This window comes from Psychrobacter sp. PSP (assembly GCF_024085615.1).
GTDB lineage: Bacteria > Pseudomonadota > Gammaproteobacteria > Pseudomonadales > Moraxellaceae > Psychrobacter > Psychrobacter pacificensis.
In genome coordinates, this window is the sequence record NZ_JABLTF010000006.1 from 34,689 (window position 1) to 54,425 (window position 19,737).

Genomic DNA, 19,737 nt, shown 5'->3' on the forward strand with positions numbered 1-19,737 from the left:
TAGTGATCAGGCGTTAAATTTGATAAGCATAGGCTACCTAACTTTCGTTATGAAAATTTATGCTGTGTTTGGATATGGATATGTCTGAAAGGAATTTATGTTTATAGATAGAAGCTTATATGATGTGACCCTGAATTGTTTAAATTGCGATTTGTGGTAAAGTCTATCACCTACGAGCACAGATATTAGATTGCTGCCATCGCTGCTTTTAAGACCAAAAACAAAACTGAGATTACGTCATGTATCAATATAATTACGCTGACCAGACGTTAGTAGACGAACGAGTTGCCCAATTTCGCGACCAAACCGCACGATTTTTGGCAGGTGAGCTGCCAGAAGAGCAGTTTTTGCCACTGCGATTGCAAAACGGCTTGTATATCCAGCGTTATGCACCGATGCTCCGTATTGCCATTCCTTACGGCTTGCTTGCCAGCTATCAGCTACGCAAATTGGCTGAGATTACCCGCAAATACGACAAAGGCTACGGGCATTTCACGACTCGTACCAATATTCAGCTGAACTGGCCAAAACTAGAAGAAGTGCCAGACATTTTGGCAGAATTGGCAACGGTACAGATGCATGCCATCCAAACCTCAGGCAACTGTATTCGTAATACCACAACCGATCCTTACGCTGGTATCCATAAGGAAGAAATCGCTGATCCACGTCCTTATTGCGAAATCATTCGTCAGTGGTCAACCTTCCACCCTGAGTTTGCTTTTTTACCACGTAAATTTAAAATTGCAGTCATCGGTACCGAAGCGGATCGTGCGGCAACGCAAGTACATGATGTGGGTCTGCACGTCGTTACCAATGACGCAGGCGAGCTTGGCTTTGAAGTGATCGTTGGTGGTGGCTTAGGACGTACGCCTATTATTGGTAAAACAATTCGCAAGTTCTTACCGCGCGAGCATTTGCTCAGTTATCTTGATGCGATTTTGCGCGTCTATAATTTGCATGGTCGTCGTGACAATAAATACAAAGCCCGTATCAAGATTTTGGTCGACAGCTTAGGCGGCGATCAGTTTGCCAAACTGGTAGAAGCTGAGTGGGAGGCGCACACCAAAGACGGTCCGCTGACCTTGACGGATGACAATTTTGACACCGCTGCCAGCTACTTTAGCATGCCTGATTATCAATCATTTGATGCGCTCGCAGTACAGTCTGAGTTACAACAACAACTAAACGCTGATAAAGACTTTGCCAATTGGTATAACCAGAATACTGTGGCACATAAGGTGGACGGTTACCGTGCGGTCGTAATCTCTTTAAAAGCCGGACTGGTGGACGGTCGTTATGTGCCATCAGGTGACTTGAGCGATGCGCAAATGGATGCGCTTGCCGATTTGTCTGATCGTTATAGCTTTGGTGAGTTGCGCGGTACGTATCAGCAAAATCTGGTATTCGCTGATGTGCAAACCAATGAGCTTTATGAATTGTGGCAGCAGTTGTCAGATTTGCATTTAGCACGTGCCAATATCAACACCCTAACCGACATGATTGTCTGCCCAGGTTGGGATTATTGCTCACTGGCCAATGCGACTACGCACAATATCGCTGAGCAAATCGAAAAGCAGTTTGATGATTTAGATTACTTGTATGATCTTGGTGATATTCGCCTAAACATGTCAGGCTGCATGAATGCCTGCGCCCACCATCACACAGGTGATATCGGTATCTTGGGTGTGGACAAAAAAGGCGAGCACTGGTATCAGATTAGCCTTGGCGGTAACTCTAGTAATGACGCCAAATTGGGCAAAATCTTAGGAAAAGCGGTGCCAGCGGATGATGTGGCCAGCACCTTACAAACCATTTTAGATGTGTATCTCGATATACGCGGCACTAACGAACAAGATGTTGAGGGTTTTGGTGACGTGATTGACCGCGTTGGTATCGCCCCCTTTAAGGAGAAGGTCTATGGCTAATCATCATGTGCTCGATAGCCATGGCGCAGACATCAGTGGCGAAGATACTTGGCAAGCACTAGCGACAGCGCAGCTGCCTGACGGTATCGCGTTATCAAACCTGACCTTACTTGAGCTGTTACACAAACAAGAAAAAGTTGATGTACTTGTCCCATTAGCAGATTTATTAAATGCTGATGGAAAACTGGCAAACGGTTTGCTCGCGCAAGTATTTGATATCCTCAAGCAGCACAGCAGCCGATTGGGTGTGTGGATCACATCCAACACCGATGCTGATGATCTGTCTGATGTAAAAGACTTTTTATTGACGCAAGACTTGATCGTCATTCATGTCCCAAGTTTTGTGGATGGTCGCGGTTTTAGTTTTGCACAGACTCTGCGTCAGCTCGGTTATGAAGGTGATATTCGCATGGCAGGCGCGTTTGGTCGTGATCAAATCGCTTATTTGCTGCGCGCTGGTGCTACTAGCTTTGTACTCAATGAGCATGATGCTAAATCTGATATTAGCCAAGCCTTCACTGCCCTAGCCAGTAGCTATGATGGTCGAGACGCTTCAGCATTACCGATGTTCTCAAAAACCTAAACTCGATTTTTATATTAACAATTATTAAGGAATGTATTATGAGCCAATTACACCCAAACCTAGATATCGACCAAGCAAACCAAGATTTGCAAGGTAAATCACCTGAGCAAATCGTTGAGTGGGCATTGACGCAAGCCAAAAACCCAATCATCACCACCAACTTCCGTCCTTATGAGTCAGCGATCTTGCATTTGGTTGCCAAGCAGCGCCCTGACATCACGGTATTGTGGGTAGATTCAGGCTATAACACCGATGCGACCTATCAATTTGCCAACAAATTGATTCGTGATCTTGATCTCAACGTCGTGACTTATATCCCAAAACAAACCGCTGCACACCGTGATTCAACCATGAATGGTATCCCAGGCATTGATAACCCGCAACATGGCGAGTTTACTGAACAAGTGAAACTTGAGCCATTCCGCCGCGCCCTTGCTGAGCTAAAGCCTGACGTATGGTTTAACGCGATTCGTAAAGACCAAACCGAGTTCCGTCAAGGGCTTGATGTACTTAGCTTATCAAAAGACGGTGTATTGAAAGTAGCGCCATTGTTTGAAAAAACCGATGCTGATTTGGACGTGTACTTAGATGAGCACAACTTGCCAAACGAGCATGACTACTTTGATCCAACTAAGGTAGAAGAAAGCCGTGAGTGCGGTCTGCACACGCAGCTGTAATTTTATTTTAGTGTTTTCTGAATGAAAAAAGCCCTTTCTTTAATTTAAGAGAGGGCTTTTTTATGATTGACGATCATATTTGCAACTACTAAAGCTATTTGCGACCTAAATAATAGCGCCGCCACCTCATCGCGTCCTGTGACGACGACTTTAGCACCTTCATTAGCAAACGCCTTTGCCGTCGCCGCGCCCAACCCTGAAGTGCCACCAAATATAATCGCCACTCTGTCTTATAGTTTCATAGTATGCTTACTCTTTTTAAATATTGTGAATTATTGATATACGATTAATGATCTTAAGACATGCTAGCACACCCTAATTTTGGGATATGTTAGCGAGTATTAGATAATTTATTGATTTAAGAAAGTCATTTAATCTATTCCTATTAGCCAGAAAAATATCAATTAATATTTCAAAAATGAATATACTAATGCCAATTCATTAGGTGAGAGTGTGTCTGTGATACCTCATAATGGCGGCATTCCTTATATCTTTTCTACTTTTATAATAAATAATCCAATATATGGTGACACTATGAACACCTTCCCGCTATTTTTTAAATTAGAAGGCCGTAAAGTGCTCATCGTGGGCGGCGGCGAAGTGGCACTGCGTAAAGCGGACTTGCTCAGCCGTGCTGGCGCGTGCATTACGATTCTTGCGCCTGATATCAGCCACGAAATACGAGAGTTACTGAGCGACAATAAGCACGAGTTGATTGAAAAAAACTATCACAAATCCTATATGTCAGGCGCTCGCGTGATCATTGCCGCGACTGACGATGAAGCGCTTAACCATGAGATTTACGCAGATGCGACTGAGCTAAATATCCCGGTCAATGTGGTCGATACGCCGCCATTGTGCGATTTTATCTTTCCAGCCATTATTGATCGTAACCCTATTGTCATCGGCATTTCATCAAATGGTAAAGCGCCTGTATTGGCACGGCTATTACGGGCACGCCTTGAGACCTTAATCCCGCAAGGCTATGGTAAATTGGCCAAGCTGGCAGGAGATTTTCGCAGCGAGGTAAAGTCCAAAATACCAACGCTGACGGGACGCCGCCAATTTTGGGAGCGTGCGTTTGAGGGTCAAGTCAGCCAGTTGATGTTTGCTGGTAATGAAACCGAAGCGGCTGCTCAGTTGCAAGCGGATTTAGATAGTACTGCCGCTGCTATTCATGATAAAGCCCATGCTGCGGAAAATACAACGCCTACGCTATCAGACGAGTCAGAAAAAAAATCACCCCCCGTAGGCGAAGTCTATATCGTTGGCGCAGGCCCTGGTGACCCAGAGCTTTTGACATTTAAAGCGCTGCGTTTGATGCAGCAAGCAGATATTGTCTACTATGACGCATTGGTATCTCCACAAGTGCTGGATCTTTGCCGCCGTGATGCAGACAAAGTGTTTGTCGGTAAAAAACGCAGTAACCATACTGTCGCGCAGCTTGGCATCAATGAGTTATTGGTCAATAGCGCCAAAGAAGGTCGGCGTGTGGTTCGATTAAAAGGTGGCGATCCATTTATCTTTGGTCGTGGCGGTGAAGAAATTGAAAGCCTGCGCGCTCATGGTGTGCCGTATCAGGTCGTACCAGGGATCACCGCTGCCAATGCCGCTGCTAGCTATGCTGGCATACCCTTAACTCACCGTGACCACTCACAGTCCGTACGTTTTGTGACAGGATTCTTGAAGGCAGGCACGCCCAACAACAACTTTAAAAACTTCTTGAACACCGATGAGACGGTGGTCTTTTATATGGGTCTGCATTCGCTGGCGCGCTTGACTGAAGGCTTGGTTGACGCTGGTCGTAGCGCTGATACGCCAATTGCCATTGTCTCTAATGCCAGTATGCCCAATCAGCAAGTCCTAACAGGTACGCTTGCCAGCATCGTCAGTCAGCAAGAAACCGCTCAGCTGCCGACGCCTGCCCTGCTTATTATGGGCGACGTGGTCAGCTTGCATCATGATTTGGCTTGGTACAATTTACAAAATCAGCAGCACAACCAAAGCAGCGATGATATAGCTAAAAACTGGTTACGTGAAGGCTCAAGAGGTGAAGCAGTCAAACAGTCCATAGATCAACAAGCTCATGCGCTATCGATGATTGCAAATCTTGCGACAAATTCAGGGGACGATCTAGAGCACCTCATCATCGATTAATCCTCTGTGTTTTATTATTACCTGTACCGCAAAGCGACCCTGTCAATTATCTATTGGTAGGGTTTTCTTTTTGCAACAGAGAAAACCTCAACGATTCTTGCTAGAATGGAAGCTACCTAATTAATGTTCTGACGTTTAATGATAAGCCAAACTATGCCCCTATCTATTGCTTCTAAATATATCTCTGTTAGACCTTTAAAAATATTGCACACGTCCGATTGGCACTTGGGGCGCAGGCTCTATGGCCGTATGCGTTATGATGAGTTTGCAGCGTTTTTGGGCTGGCTTGAAACCACCATTAGCGAGCAACACGTCGATGTACTGATTGTCGCCGGTGACATTTTTGACACCATGACACCGAGCAACCGAGCGCAGGCTCTGTATTATGAGTTTTTGGGGCGAGTCTCACGCTCCTGTTGCCAGCATATCATCATCGTCGCAGGCAATCATGACTCACCGACATTTTTGGATGCGCCAAGCAATGTGCTCAAATTTTTGAATGTCCATGTGATTGGGACTGCTTGTGATGATTTAGAAGATGAGGTATTGGTCTTAGGTGATGATGATAACAATCCTCATTGCATTATCGCCGCTGTACCCTACCTGCGCGACCGTGATGTACGTAGCAGTAGCGCTGGCGAGTCTGCGGATAGCAAAGACGCCAATGTTATCAAAGGTATTCGCGCCCACTATGATGAAGTAGCAGCGATTGCTAGAGAACAGCAGGCCAAATTAATAAAAGCTCATCAACGGCATATCCCTATCATTGCCACAGGTCATCTATTCGCCGCTGGTGGCAAAACAACCGATGATGACGGCGTGCGCGATCTCTATGTTGGCTCACTTGGCAAAATCTCCGCTGATATGTTTGATGAGGGTTTTGACTATGTCGCCCTTGGGCATTTGCATGTCCCGCAGCGGGTCGGCGGCCGTGAGACCATTCGCTATTCAGGCTCGCCGATTGCCATGGGTTTTGGTGAGGCGCGCCAGCAAAAACAAGTGTTGCTCATACAGTTTGGCGCAGTAAAAAACGAGTTTAGTGATAAAAAACCAATGTCAAACAATACCGCTGCTCGTACCATTGCAAGCAATGCGCCTCAGATCACCCGTACAGTTGCTACAATTGAAACATCGGTAGAAAAAGCGGCTAAAAAAGTAGCCAATCAGACGAGTGGTTTTATGGATGATTTGTTTGGCTTTGATGATTCAGTAAACAATGAGGGCCGCGACAAAAGCAATGTAGACGAACACCATGTAAAGCAAGAAAGCAAGGTTGATGACCTCAATTCAAATGATGTTGACTCAAAAATGACCTCTCCACCGCAGCGACTACATTTTGACAAATCATGTCAGATGCAGATCGCTTCCTTACCTATTCCCACGTTTCAAAAACTGGCACAAGTCTCAGGTGATCTACAGTCTATCCAACAGAAAATTGATAGTACTGCTCAGTCTTTAGATGACACGGAGTCTGTTTGGCTCGAAGTGATTTACACAGGTGACGAGCTGGTCAGCGAGTTACGTGAGCATATCCAGGCGATGGTAGATGGCTTGCGGTGTGAGGTACTAAAAATAAAAAATACCCGCACTTATAATAAAGTGCTAAACCAGCAGCAAACCTCTGAGACACTACAAGACTTGGATGAGGAAGAGGTGTTTGAGCGCTGTCTGCTTCTGAACAAGGTCGCAGATGAACAAAAAAACGCCCTGCGAGAAGCCTATCAGCAAATCATATATAACTTGCGTCATGAAGACACTCAGGCGGAATAACAGCCGCTCATGTCAACTACTTTGATAACCACTCTATAGACCTATCTAAAAATAAGACCTGCTCATGCGACTGATTGAACTGCGACTAAAAAATCTCAACTCCCTAAAAGGCGAATGGCACATTGACTTTAGTGATCCTGCTTTTTTGAATGAAGGCATCTTTGCCATTACTGGGCAAACAGGCGCTGGCAAGACCACCATCTTAGATGCGATTTGTCTGGCGCTATATGGTGAAACACCAAGGATCAACAGTATCAGCAAAAGCAGCAATGAAGTAATGACGCGGCAAACAGCGGAATGCTTCGCTGAAGTCGTGATTGATTTAAATGGTGAGCAGTACCGCTGCCGTTGGGGACAGCGCCGTGCTTATAATAAGGCAGATGGCAATCTGCAAGACGCCACTCATGAAATTGCTAAGATAAACGTTGATGACTCATCAAAAAAAGATGAGCTGTTAGAGAGCACGCTAAAACATACCAAAAATAAAATAATTGAACTGACTCGGATGGACTTTCAGCAGTTCACTCGCTCTATATTGCTGGCTCAGGGCAGTTTTTCAGCTTTTTTGAAGGCAAAAGCTGACGAGCGTGCCGATATTTTAGAAAAAATTACAGGCACTGATATTTATGCCACCATTTCAACACATGTTCATAATAAGAAGCGCACTGAAGAAGAGATATTGAGTAAACTGCAATATGGTTTAGATGGCTTGGCACTTTTAGATACCGAAGAAGAAGGTCAATTAAGAGCCGATTTGCAGTCATATCAAAGCACCCAGAGTACGCAGCAGCGAGAAATTCAAGATTTGGTCGAAAAGATAAAGTGGCTAGATAGCGTCACAGAATCAAAAGAAAAACTGAACACTTATCAAAATGATCTAGCGCAGGCTCAGCAAGCTCAGCAAGACTTTATCCATGACGCTACCCGCTTAACCGCTGCCAATAAGGCGTTGGAGATTGATAGTCAATACGGAAAGCTTGCCTCTGACCGCAATAATCTAAAACGTTTACAAAATGAACAGCAAGGAATTAACGATACGCTGCCGCAAACACAGAATAACTTACACCAAGCGAACGTGCTGCTAGATACCGTAAAAACTCGCGTACAAGCCGCTGATGAGGCGCTGCGATCCACCTTACCTAATATTAGAGAAGCGCGTAGGCTAGATATCGACATTACGCAGCAAACGCAGGGATTAAAAGAAGCGCAGCAAAGGGAGAATACTTTATCGGACCATACTCAGCGCTTACGCCTAGAGATTGATCACCATCAACAACAAGCAGTACAAAATAAATCCCAATTAGCAGATATAGCGCGCAATCTTAATGGTGCAAATGACTTAAATGACATCGACGGCGATATTGCTAATTTTAAGAGTTATTGCACCAGTTTAAAAGCACTACTCCAAGACAATGCTGATTTAAATATCAACAAGGCCAACCAAAAACACAATACAGACCAGTATCAAAGCCATCTTAGAACCTTGTATCCACTACAAAAGGATCAAGCGGCTAAAGAAAAAGCTCTGCAAGCTCAGATCGAGGAATTACAACAAAAGCAAGCCGAATTAATTGAAAGACAGTCTCTACCTGAGATACACAGCGAACAAGAACAGATAGATGGCCTCGATCGTCAGCTTGAACAAATAGAGTCAAAAGCAGATAAGCTCAATGAGCTTCGCGCACAGATCAAAGATATAGACACTGAGCTACCAGTAATACAAGACGATCTGGTAGTGCTGGCTGATATCATTACTAATAAATCATCCACTATCCAATCCACTAAAGACAAGCGGCAAGACAAACAAACACAGTTATATCTACTACAAAAAGTAGCCACTCTAGAAAGCCACATTGCTGATCTAAAAGACGGTCATCCTTGCCCGCTGTGCGGATCGCTTGAGCATCCTTATGGCGCAAACCACCCGCATTTGATATCAGATACCGAAGCAGATCAGATTCAGCAACAAATGATAGAGCTGGACACCACCATATCCGATTTGGAAAACAGCTTATCTGTACATCGTATCAGTCAAGCAACCAAACAGCAGCAGCTTGAGCGACAGCAAAATCAGAAAAACCTACTACAAGATCAAGCACAAAAACTGGCAGCTGATATCAAGCAGTCAGTGAGTTTAGTCCTGAAGGAAAACTACTCACCTTTTATCGCGGCAATGATACAACCATTGCAGCAATTTGAGACACATGTAGATATAATACCGGTGTTAAAGAGCACTCAACATCAATTGACCGAACGTAAAGCATCACTTAAAGGCACGCTGTCCAATTATCAGAGGCTTGGCGAGAAGCTCGCTACCATGCGCGAGGACATTAGCGCATTAGCACAACAGCAGCATAAGCTGGCAAGCGATATTAATGGGATTGAGACGAATATCAAAATAACATCCGTGAGTATAAATAATACAGATAAACACATTCACGATAATTTCTCTGAATTAACCACCCTTAAAAATGACATCATTCAGCTCTTAGAAAGATACGCGGCTGGCACGTTTCAGTCAAACGCAATCGCGCAGATACGCGCCTCGAAGCCAACTTTACATCCCCTGATGGAAAGTATTGATAGCCAAGTTATCCTAAACGAGGCGGATTATCATACGCATATCACGACATTGCGTCAGCAGCACGCAGCGCTTATAACCATAAAAAATGAGCTTAATAATTATAAAGAGCATCAGCAAAAGCTAGCGACAGAACTAGGCGGTCTAGAAATACAGATCGATACCAAACAAACCCAGTTGGATAAAGACCAACAGGAGCTTGATAGTCTGGTTCAACTCGTGATTGAAAAAATAAAGGCGCTTGAGCAGCTACAAACACACAGAGTCAATGTCTTCGCCGACAAAGATCCCGATGCAGAAGAGCAGCGTTTGCGCGAGGCATTAGAACAAGCGAAAACCGATCAGTCCGTTGCCCAAAGACAACTAGACAGTGCTGAATACACGCTCAAGCAGCTAAAAGACCAACGAGAGCAGATCACCCAGCAAATCAAAGCAGCAGCTGATACCGTGCAGGTTCTAGAAAACCAGTTCCAAACGGCACTTGCCTCCTCCAGCTTTGATACGGAAGCAGAATTTTTGGCGGCGCGCTTGCCTATGGATGAGCGTAATGCACTCAAACAGCAGCAAGAACGTATTGATTATGCACACAAGCAAGCGCAATCCTTATTGAAAGAAACCGAGAAAGCATTAGAAGATAAGCAAGCTAATCCGCTGACAACAGACGATAAAGAAACGCTTATCCAGCAGCAAGCGCAAGTCCAAGAGAAGTTTAATAGCTGCATTGAGTCAATTGGTGCAATCAGTCAGCAGTTACGAGACAATGAGGATAAGAAAAGCACGCAACAGGCACAGATTGATGCCATCAATGCCCAAAAAGAGAAGTTACAAGTGTGGCAACAGCTACATAAATTGATTGGCTCGTCTGATGGCAAAAAGTATCGTACCTTTGCTCAAGGACTTACCTTTGATCTGATGGTTAATCATGCCAACACTCAGCTGCAAAAAATGAGTGATCGCTACCTGCTGGCTCGTGATGACAATAGCCCGCTTGAGCTCAACGTCATTGACAATTATCAAGGTGGCGAGATTCGTAGTACCAAAAATCTCTCAGGCGGTGAAGGCTTTATCATCAGTCTGGCGCTCGCATTAGGCTTGTCACAAATGGCGAGCCAAAATATCCGCGTGGACTCGCTATTTTTGGATGAAGGTTTTGGTACCTTGGATGAAGAGTCTTTGGATATTGCGCTAGATACGCTGACCAACTTGCAACAAGAAGGAAAATTAATCGGGGTGATATCCCATGTACAGGCGCTAAAAGATCGTATCTTAACCCAAATTAAGGTCGAAAAGCTCTCAGGCGGCTTTAGCCGAATTAGTGGTCAAGGATGTCACAAAGTTGTCAGTGAAAAAGCCTCGTAATTTAAGCTATTCAGTTTGCTACTTTCTACTCTACTTTCGATTAAACGATTTTGTTTAGACAATAAAAAACCACCAAACATTAAGAACGGTGGTTTTTTTGAACTTACAGATATTTATTTCTTAATGAGTAACTGATTATTTAGTGACTAAACCACTCAGCTCACTCATTAGTACTGACAGCGTTGACAGACCAATTTGATCTTCTTCATTGTTGCTATGCAGCTCATCTAACTTATTCATCTCTGTCGTGACTGCTGCAAGCTGATCGACGTGTCTTGCTTTCCATTCACTAAATGCTTGCTTGGCATCTGGTTTAGACAGTACCGCATCCATTAGTAGGCGCAAGCTACGTGACAACTCGTTCACTAACGCATGGCGTGCACGGCGATCCCAGTAGTCTTGCTGCGGTAAATTGGCAATATTGTCCATCATCCAATCTAACTGCAACACTTGATAGGCTTCAAAGTATAGGGTTGCAATCTCATCAACAGGACGCTCATATTGCTCAGCTAGCAATGCAGCATCAAGCGCATCGACATGATACGGTAGCATCGCAAATAAGGTAGCATCGTTGTCAGACAGATCTTTTTGCATCAAACGCTCGGTGTCTTCTTGCAGATACTGTGCAAACTGCTGCTCAATAAAGCCACTTTGCTTAGTCAGTTTTTCAACACTATCGCTAAAGCGGCTAATCATATCAGCAACTTGCAAGTTTTGACCGAAGGCGTTGATGAACCAGACCACACCGCGCTCAAGCGCATCACGTAGACGCAGCTCAAGGTTCAGCAGTAGTGTTGCTTCAACTTGGTTATCTAGTGCTTCTAATGCTTGCCAAGCGCGCGATACGTTGAATACATCACGGCTAATCGCATAACCACGCACGATAGTCGCTAGGGATTGATCGGTTTCCTCAAACAGACGGAATAGCGCCTCAATACCTAAGCGGTTGACCACACTGTTGGTCAAGTAAGTGCTGATGATTTCACGATGCAAGCGGTGCTCAGTCATCTCATCAAAAAAGCGTGATGCAAGCTCATCTGGGAAGTACTTACGTAGCTCGTTAATGAAGTACGGATCATCTGGTAAATCAGATGATAACAGATTGTCATAGACCCACATTTTGCCATAAGCCAAGACGACGGCGAGCTCAGGATTGGTCAGACCGGTATCTGCTTTTTGACGCTTCGTAATCTCTTCGTCTGATGGTAGATACTCAATTGCACGATCCAGGCGCCCTTCACTCTCTAACATTTGGATGAAGCGCTGATGATCGCTTAGATTGGCTGCGGCGCGAATATGACTCAGCTCAATGGCTTGTGGTTGCAAGTAGTTCTGACGTAGTACCAATTCTGCTACGGTGTCAGTCATACTCTCAAGCAATTCATTACGCTGCTTCAGCGTCATATCGCCTTGCTCGACCACTTTGCCAAGTAAGATTTTGATATTGACTTCATGATCCGAGCAGTTTACACCGCCTGAATTATCGATGGCATCTGTATATATGCGTCCGCCCGTTTGAGCGTATTCGATACGACCTTGCTGGGTTAGACCTAAGTTACCACCTTCACCAACGACGGCTGCACGTAGCTCATTACCATCGATACGTAGCGAATCATTGGCACGATCGCCAACATCGGCATGCGTCTCATTTGCACTTTTGACATACGTACCGATACCACCATTCCAAATCAGATCGACAGGCGCACGTAATAACGCACTGATCAAATCGTTCGGTGTAAGGCTGTCTGCACTGATATCAAAGAGCGATTTCATCTCAGGACTGATAGCGATAGTCTTGTCTTGGCGCGAGAATATCCCACCACCTTGACTGATCAATGATGCTTCATAATCTGCCCATGATGAGCGCGGTAGCTCAAACAAGCGTGCGCGTTCCGCGTATGAGGCCGCCGTGTCTGGATTAGGATCAATAAAGATATGCAGGTGGTTAAAGGCAGCAACGAGCTTAGTATGCGTTGAGAGCAGCATACCATTACCGAATACATCCCCACTCATGTCACCAATACCGACCACGGTAAAGTCATCACGGTTTTGGATATCCATACCGCGCATACGGAAGTGACGTTTGACCGACTCCCAACCACCGCGCGCTGTGATACCCATGGCTTTATGGTCATAACCTACTGAACCACCTGAAGCAAAAGCATCATCCAGCCAGAAGTTGTACTCTGCTGCGAGTGCATTGGCGATATCAGAGAAAGTCGCTGTGCCTTTGTCCGCTGCGACAACCAAGTACGGATCATCTTCATCATAGCGTACAGTGTTGGCTGGCGGGACGATCGTTCCATCAACGATATTGTCAGTCACATCAAGCATACCGCGTAGGAATGTCTGATAACAGGCAATGCCTTCTGCTTGGAACGCTTCACGACCATCAGCCATGCTTTTGGTTTTGACAATAAAGCCGCCTTTAGAGCCAACAGGGACGATTACTGCGTTTTTGACCATCTGTGCTTTGACAAGGCCAAGTACTTCGGTACGGAAATCTTCCATACGATCTGACCAGCGCAGACCACCACGGGCGACTTTGCCACCACGTAGATGCACCGCTTCAACGCGCGGTGAATACACAAATATCTCAAACATGAGCTTTGGTTTAGGCAGATTTGGAATGTCTGCTGCCAAGAACTTAAACGACAAACGATCTTTGCGTTGACCGTCGCAATCTACTTGATAGAAGTTGGTACGTACCATCGCATTGATCAAATCTAAGTACCAGCGCAAGATACGATCTTCGTCTAGGCTATCGACATCTACTAACGCAGCAGTGATTTTCTCTTGAATTTTCGTTGTTTTTTCTTGGCGCGTCTCATCACTATATTCAGGGTTCATGCGCGCATCGAACAAGCTACCCAATGCCACACTGATATCACTGTTTTTAACAACAGTTTGCTGAATATAAGCACTGGAGAATGGCGCACGAGCTTGTAGCATATAGCGAGACAGCGCACGTAATACGACGACATCGTAAGTGTCGAGCTTGGTCGTTAGTACCAACTCATTGAACGAATCGCTCTCAACACGGCCTGCCCAAATTTGCTTGAGACTATCTTCGAACTGACCACGCACGACTTGCATATTGACCGTATCGACATGCTCTAGCGTCAGCTCGTACTCTTGCATCCAAATAGGCTGCTCTGGCAAATCAAACTCATAAGTTTGTGCTGAGATAACCGATACACCAAAGTTTTCAAGTATTGGTAGTACTTTTGACAAGATAACAGGCTGCTCGCGACCGTATAGCTTTAGGTGAAGTTGGTTACGTGCATCGCCTGTCGAGTGGTATAAATGCCAAATCATTGGGTTTTCTGCGGTCAGTCCCGCCAGACGCTTCGTATCTTCGACTGCGGTACGAGCATCAAAACGCTCTTGGTAAGCTGCAGGAATATAGTCTAAAAAGCGACGAGTCAAAGCGTTGGCTTGTTGCTCACCCACATTATCGAGTAGCATTTTTTGATAATTATCATCCCATGACTGCATAAGTGCTGACAATTTGGCTTCCAGTGTCGCGATATTAACGTCATTCACTTGACCTGGGACTGTACGCACATGGACATGGACGCGGGCGTGCGCAGATTCATTGAATTCAGTGGTAAAACCTGAAGACAGACCGTTATAAGCATCTTTTAGAACGTTTTGTACTTTGATGCGTAGCTCAGTGTTGAACTTATCACGTGGAATATAAACCAAGCACGAGACAAAACGTTGGTAATGGTCGATACGGCTAAATAAGCGTAAGCTCTTTTTGTCTTGTAATTGGCTAATACCTGAGACAATTGGGTACAGCTCTTCGACGCTGGCTTGGAACAGATCATCACGTGGCAAGGTATTAATCACATGCATCAATTTATGATAAGCATGACCACCACGTGGCAATTCTGCCATGGCCATAATCTTGTTGGCCTTTTCGCGTAGTAGCGGTATTTGCTGTACGGTAAGCTGATACGCTTGTGATGTCAGCAAACCGATAAAGCGATACTCACCAATCAATTTACCATTATCATCGAACTTATGGATACCCAAAAAGTCCATATATACCGAGCGATGTATCGGAGATACACGGCTTGATTTAGACAGCATCAACACGCGCGGCTCAGTTAATAATTGTTTTAGCCCTTTAGGCAGTTGATTGAAGCTTTCTGATATTTTGTCTTCTTCTGAACCGCGCAATAGACCAAGACCGCTATTACCAATGGCAAATAAATCCAAATTAGTAGGTTCGGCGACTTCGATTTCGTGACCGCCTTCTAAACGGTACTCGCGATAACCTAAGAAGATAAAGTGGTCATCTAATATCCAATCTAAAAATGCTTGGATTTCTTGTTGTGAGTAGAACACTTCTGGCAGTGGTTTGCTAGACAGCTCAGCTTTAATGTCATTTAACTGCGCACGCATTTGTTTCCAGTCACCAACGACAATATCAAGCGTGTCAATTTTAGACATAAGCATTTGTTGTAATGCTTCCAAGTTTTCATTATCTTGATACGCAATTTCACAATGAATCAACGACATATGAGAAGTGGCACTTTCATGTGCGCCTTCAACATAAGTAATCTGGCCGTCCTCATCGCGTTTAACACTTACGATGATATTGTAAGTACGATGCACATCGATACCTTCAGCTTCAAGGCTCATCAAGATCGTATCGACTAAAAATGGTCTATCATATGCCACGATCTGAATGACCGTGTGCGAGCTATGAAAGTGCTGCTCTTCTGCTAAGGGATTCAATACTGCCAGTTGTGGTTTGCTGCAATCATAGGCTTTGAGCAATGTAAAGTGATGTAGCGCCATGCCCGCCAAATCAGCATTACTGATCGCCTCTGCAGTTTCTTGATGCAGCGGCTCATAGTAGCTATGGATAAAATGATCAAATAGCGATTTGTCTTTTTGTACATAACTGGTAGCAATATCGCTTATCTGGCTAATGCGCTCTTTTGCGATACTGAGGGAGTTTGGCATTGTCCTTCGTCCTTTTTATAGGTTTGGTTTATCTATTTATGTTTATCAATCTGTGTTAATTACCGTCATTGCATATAGGGCTTTATATAGTCAATCAATATTAAAAGTGGTATAAGGCAGACGAGTGCAAGTACTACGGTAGTAGGCTAAACGAGTCTAACGCTGTAACACTTTAATAGTGGTTCGACTATAACTTGTGATGCAATGGCAATATATCCAGTCACGCGACTTATTCTTTTATTATGACGTCTAAAGACTTTCTCCTTTTTTACTCTTATTTTTATGAATATGTAGCCATCAGGATTTAATGCCATCAATATAGTGAAGTTTAACGCACCTGCGGCGCGAGCTAAAGCGTACAACATCATTTCATGAATCAACGACATGTCGATAACCTTTGCTAATGAGACAATGATGTTCAATGCCATAGCATTAGCATTCGAGATTAGGTGCTGGCAAGTGGATACTCATAGTAATCAATACTGTTTTTTTGTTAGAATATGCCGATATATCTACGAGCGTACGAATAGCTCATTATTAACTTTAATGCTAAGGGCAAGAGGTATGATGAATATTTTGGTGATTGGTTCAGGTGGTCGTGAACACGCGCTGGCATGGCAGTGTGCAAAAGATGACAATGTCGAAAATGTCTATATCGCTCCTGGTAATGCTGGCACGGCCCTTGAACCTAAATGCCAAAACGTTGTCTTAACGTCTACTGATGCCAGTGAGCACAGCGCTGTTATCGAATTTTGCCAAAACAATGATATTGACATGGTCATCGTCGGACCAGAAGCACCTTTGGTCACTGGTATCGTTGATGCGTGCCGTGATGCTGGTATCAAAGCATGGGGTCCAACAGCCTACTGCGCTCAATTAGAAGGTTCGAAAACCTTTGCTAAAGAATTCATGGAACAAAACAATATTCCAACGGCTGCTTATCAAGGATTTACAGACGCTACTGCTGCCAAAGCTTACGTTGATGAGCAAGGCGCGCCTATTGTTATCAAAGCTGACGGGCTTGCTGCTGGTAAAGGCGTCATTGTTGCTGAGACTATTGAGCAAGCGCATGAAGCGATTGACGATATGCTAGCGGACAACAAATTCGGTGATGCTGGTAGTCGTGTGGTCATCGAGCAGTTCTTGCAAGGTGAAGAAGCCAGCTTTATTTGCATGATTGATGGTGACAATATCTTGCCAATGGCGACCAGCCAAGATCACAAACGTGCTTTTGAAGGGGATACGGGTCCCAACACTGGCGGTATGGGTGCTTATTCACCTGCGCCAGTCGTGACCAAAGACGTTCATGACAAAGTGATGTCACAAGTCATTCAGCCAGTCGTCGATGCGATGAAAGACGCAGGACACCCTTATACTGGATTTTTATATGCTGGTCTTATGATTGATAAAGCAGGCGATCCTTATGTCATTGAATTCAATTGCCGCTTTGGTGATCCAGAGACGCAGCCTATTTTGATGCGCCTGCAGTCATCAATGGTAGACTTGGTTGCACAAGGGTTGGCAGGTCAACTGCCTAGCGAAGCCAAATGGGACAACCGCCCTGCTCTAGGTATCGTAGTTGCATCGAAAGGCTATCCTGAAACATCATCGAAAGGCGATGTGATTGCTGGCTTGCCAGAGCTGGACACTACGAACGATAATGCTGTTAAAGTATTTCATGCTGGTACGGCATTCTCGAATGACAATGAGAACGAAGTTGTGACTAACGGTGGTCGTGTATTGTGCGTGACTGCTTTAGCAAATAATATTTCTGAAGCTCAGCAAGCAGCACTAGCAGTCACTGCTGCGATTAGCTTTGATGGTGCGCAATATCGCCGTGATATCGGGCATCATGCCATTGCTCGTGAAAATGCTTGATGAGTTAATCCTTGTCAGATAACGTGAGTTTTTCACTCCATATGTCTGATTAAGCAAATATGACTGATACGCTATACATTATTTGACCTAGCATCATGCATGCTAGGTCTTATTTTTTGACAGTCATTTTTAGGTCTATTTTTGATGAAATGCTCATAAAAAATGAGATGGCGGCTTAATGATAGACCAGACATGAGCACAACTCTCAACATTAAATCGGTAAAATATCACGCAATTATTTTGACTTACAAAGTAACTATCAACAGCCTGTGTGCGCTCATAAAACCCATGCACTTTATATGATACAATTTTATACCCGTGCATCACATCTCCCTTGTATTGTAGGTCTCGAACCCGCAAATCAATACCAACTGGATGAATGATTATATTTATGGCAAATGATACGTCTAAACCTTCTAACAATAAGCAATCAATCGATAGTCTAAAAACCTCAGGGTTTGATCGCCGCATGTCGATTGCTAAAACCTCCTTAAATATTGGTCGTCGTTGGGCGGGTAATAGTGTGTCTGGCATGTTTTTGAATAAAGAAGCACGGACCGCACGTAACCAAGCATTTATGGAAGCTCAAGCGAGTTATCTGGCATCAGAGCTTGGTAAATTGAAAGGTTCAGTTGTCAAAATTGGTCAAATGCTAGCCATCTATGGTGAACATATATTGCCACCAGAGATTACGCGTGCCTTGCAAACGCTCAATGATGATACGGCGACGCTTACCTGGCCGACAATTGAGCAAACATTGCGCCAGCTATTGGGTGAAAAACTAAATGAGCTCGATGTTGACCCTGTTCCTATTGGAACGGCTTCTCTTGCCCAAGTCCATCGGGCGACAGTATTAGCAACTGGTGAACAAGTCGTGTTGAAAATTCAGTATCCGGGGGTGGCCGATGCCATCAACTCTGATCTTGCCCTATTTAAGCGACTACTAAAGGTAAGTAACATCGTCCCCCAAACGCGCGCTCTCGATGCTTGGTTTGAGGAAATACGGGACCTACTCCACCATGAAGTCGATTATGAAGCAGAAGCAGCAACAACAGAGCGTTTCTACGATCGTTTAAGCAATGATCCACGTTATATCGTGCCTAAAATTAATCGTAATTATTCAAAAAAACGTCTGCTATGTATGTCATATGAGCCAGGTATCACTGTCGTGTCTGAAGCACTACAGCTATTGCCTCACGAGCGCCGCAGTGCAATTGGTCAAGCTGCCATCGAAATTATGATGCAAGAGATTTTTGTCTGGGGTGAAATGCAGACGGATCCTAATTTTGGTAACTATTTAGTTCGAGTTAGTGAAAGTACAGACGATATTGATAAACTTGTTTTGCTAGATTTTGGTGCAATTCGTCAATTTGATAGTAATTTGCTTACGATTGCCCGTGGACTATTGAGGGCAGGATATCACCACAACCATCAGGCAATGACTCTAGCGATGACGGGTTATGATTTCTTCGATAGTATGAGTGATAAAGTACGCTCTGATATTGCCTCATTGTTCCTATTGGCTACCGAGCCATTCAGTGATCCTGAGAAAAACGATGACATCCCTACAGATTGTTTGGATGAGCAAAATCGCTATATTTGGGCCAATAGCAAATTGCATTCACGCTTATCCACTAAAGCTACTCGTGCGATGCAATCTTTTGAATTTAACCTTCCTCCAAAAGAATTTATGTTTATTAGCCGCAAATTTATTGGTGCATATACTTTTTTAACAGTGCTTGACGCACATACCAACCCTAATACCTTGGTCAAACCTTATTTATAGTTTTTAGTAGTGCGAAATTTTGGCCGTCCTTTAGTGACGGC

Annotated in this window: 11 protein-coding genes; 8 read left to right on the top strand and 3 right to left on the bottom strand. The window is 44.4% G+C overall.

Annotation, left to right across the window (positions count from 1 at the left end; all coding sequences use genetic code 11):
- Positions 1–239: 239 nt before the first annotated feature.
- From HL061_RS01585 to HL061_RS01595, 3 genes are read left to right on the top strand one after another with little or no spacing between them, the layout of a single operon-like run.
- The gene (locus HL061_RS01585) at positions 240–1,925 is read left to right on the top strand and encodes a nitrite/sulfite reductase (protein WP_212563540.1); all 1,686 of its coding nucleotides are present in this window, start codon (positions 240–242) and stop codon (positions 1,923–1,925) included.
- A complete protein-coding gene (locus HL061_RS01590; RefSeq protein WP_240366433.1) occupies positions 1,918–2,508 on the top strand; it encodes a DUF934 domain-containing protein in 591 nt (196 codons plus the stop codon). Before HL061_RS01585 ends, HL061_RS01590 begins: the two co-directional genes overlap by 8 nt.
- Before the next feature lie 38 nt (positions 2,509–2,546).
- Positions 2,547–3,185: a phosphoadenosine phosphosulfate reductase family protein gene (locus HL061_RS01595; RefSeq protein WP_058025150.1), complete on the top strand. Its 639-nt coding sequence runs from the start codon at positions 2,547–2,549 to the stop codon at positions 3,183–3,185.
- A gap of 44 nt (positions 3,186–3,229) precedes the next feature.
- Here the strand turns inward: HL061_RS01595 and HL061_RS01600 are convergent, their stop codons facing one another.
- Entirely contained in the window at positions 3,230–3,409 is a 180-nt protein-coding gene (locus HL061_RS01600) for an SDR family NAD(P)-dependent oxidoreductase (protein WP_240366432.1), read from the bottom strand.
- Between the two features lie 310 nt (positions 3,410–3,719).
- On the opposite strand from HL061_RS01600, the gene cysG reads away from it, so the two are divergent.
- The 3 genes from cysG to HL061_RS01615 all read left to right on the top strand — a co-directional run bounded on the left by cysG (position 3,720) and on the right by HL061_RS01615 (position 11,052).
- A complete protein-coding gene (cysG, locus tag HL061_RS01605) occupies positions 3,720–5,342 on the top strand; it encodes a siroheme synthase CysG (RefSeq protein WP_252962452.1) in 1,623 nt (540 codons plus the stop codon).
- A 153-nt stretch (positions 5,343–5,495) separates the two neighbouring features.
- On the top strand, positions 5,496–7,112 hold the full coding sequence (locus tag HL061_RS01610; protein WP_252962439.1) for an exonuclease SbcCD subunit D C-terminal domain-containing protein: 1,617 nt from the start codon (positions 5,496–5,498) through the stop codon (positions 7,110–7,112).
- Between the two features lie 64 nt (positions 7,113–7,176).
- Positions 7,177–11,052, top strand: a complete 3,876-nt coding sequence (locus HL061_RS01615) for an SbcC/MukB-like Walker B domain-containing protein (protein ID WP_252962440.1) — start codon at positions 7,177–7,179, stop codon at positions 11,050–11,052.
- Between the two features lie 135 nt (positions 11,053–11,187).
- Here HL061_RS01615 and HL061_RS01620 read toward each other — a convergent pair whose 3' ends face one another.
- Together HL061_RS01620 and HL061_RS01625 are read right to left on the bottom strand one after the other, a co-directional pair.
- The gene (locus tag HL061_RS01620) at positions 11,188–16,032 is read right to left on the bottom strand and encodes an NAD-glutamate dehydrogenase (RefSeq protein WP_252962441.1); all 4,845 of its coding nucleotides are present in this window, start codon (positions 16,030–16,032) and stop codon (positions 11,188–11,190) included.
- A 146-nt stretch (positions 16,033–16,178) separates the two neighbouring features.
- On the bottom strand, positions 16,179–16,460 hold the full coding sequence (locus HL061_RS01625) for a hypothetical protein (RefSeq protein ID WP_071001589.1): 282 nt from the start codon (positions 16,458–16,460) through the stop codon (positions 16,179–16,181).
- Positions 16,461–16,599: 139 nt separating this feature from the next.
- Here HL061_RS01625 and purD point away from each other — a divergent pair, with 139 nt between their 5' ends.
- Together purD and HL061_RS01635 are read left to right on the top strand one after the other, a co-directional pair.
- Positions 16,600–17,910: a phosphoribosylamine--glycine ligase gene (gene purD, locus HL061_RS01630; protein WP_093071009.1), complete on the top strand. Its 1,311-nt coding sequence runs from the start codon at positions 16,600–16,602 to the stop codon at positions 17,908–17,910.
- A 391-nt stretch (positions 17,911–18,301) separates the two neighbouring features.
- Positions 18,302–19,696 (top strand): AarF/ABC1/UbiB kinase family protein, encoded by a 1,395-nt coding sequence (locus HL061_RS01635; protein WP_212563533.1) that lies wholly within the window; start codon positions 18,302–18,304, stop codon positions 19,694–19,696.
- Positions 19,697–19,737 lie beyond the last annotated feature (41 nt).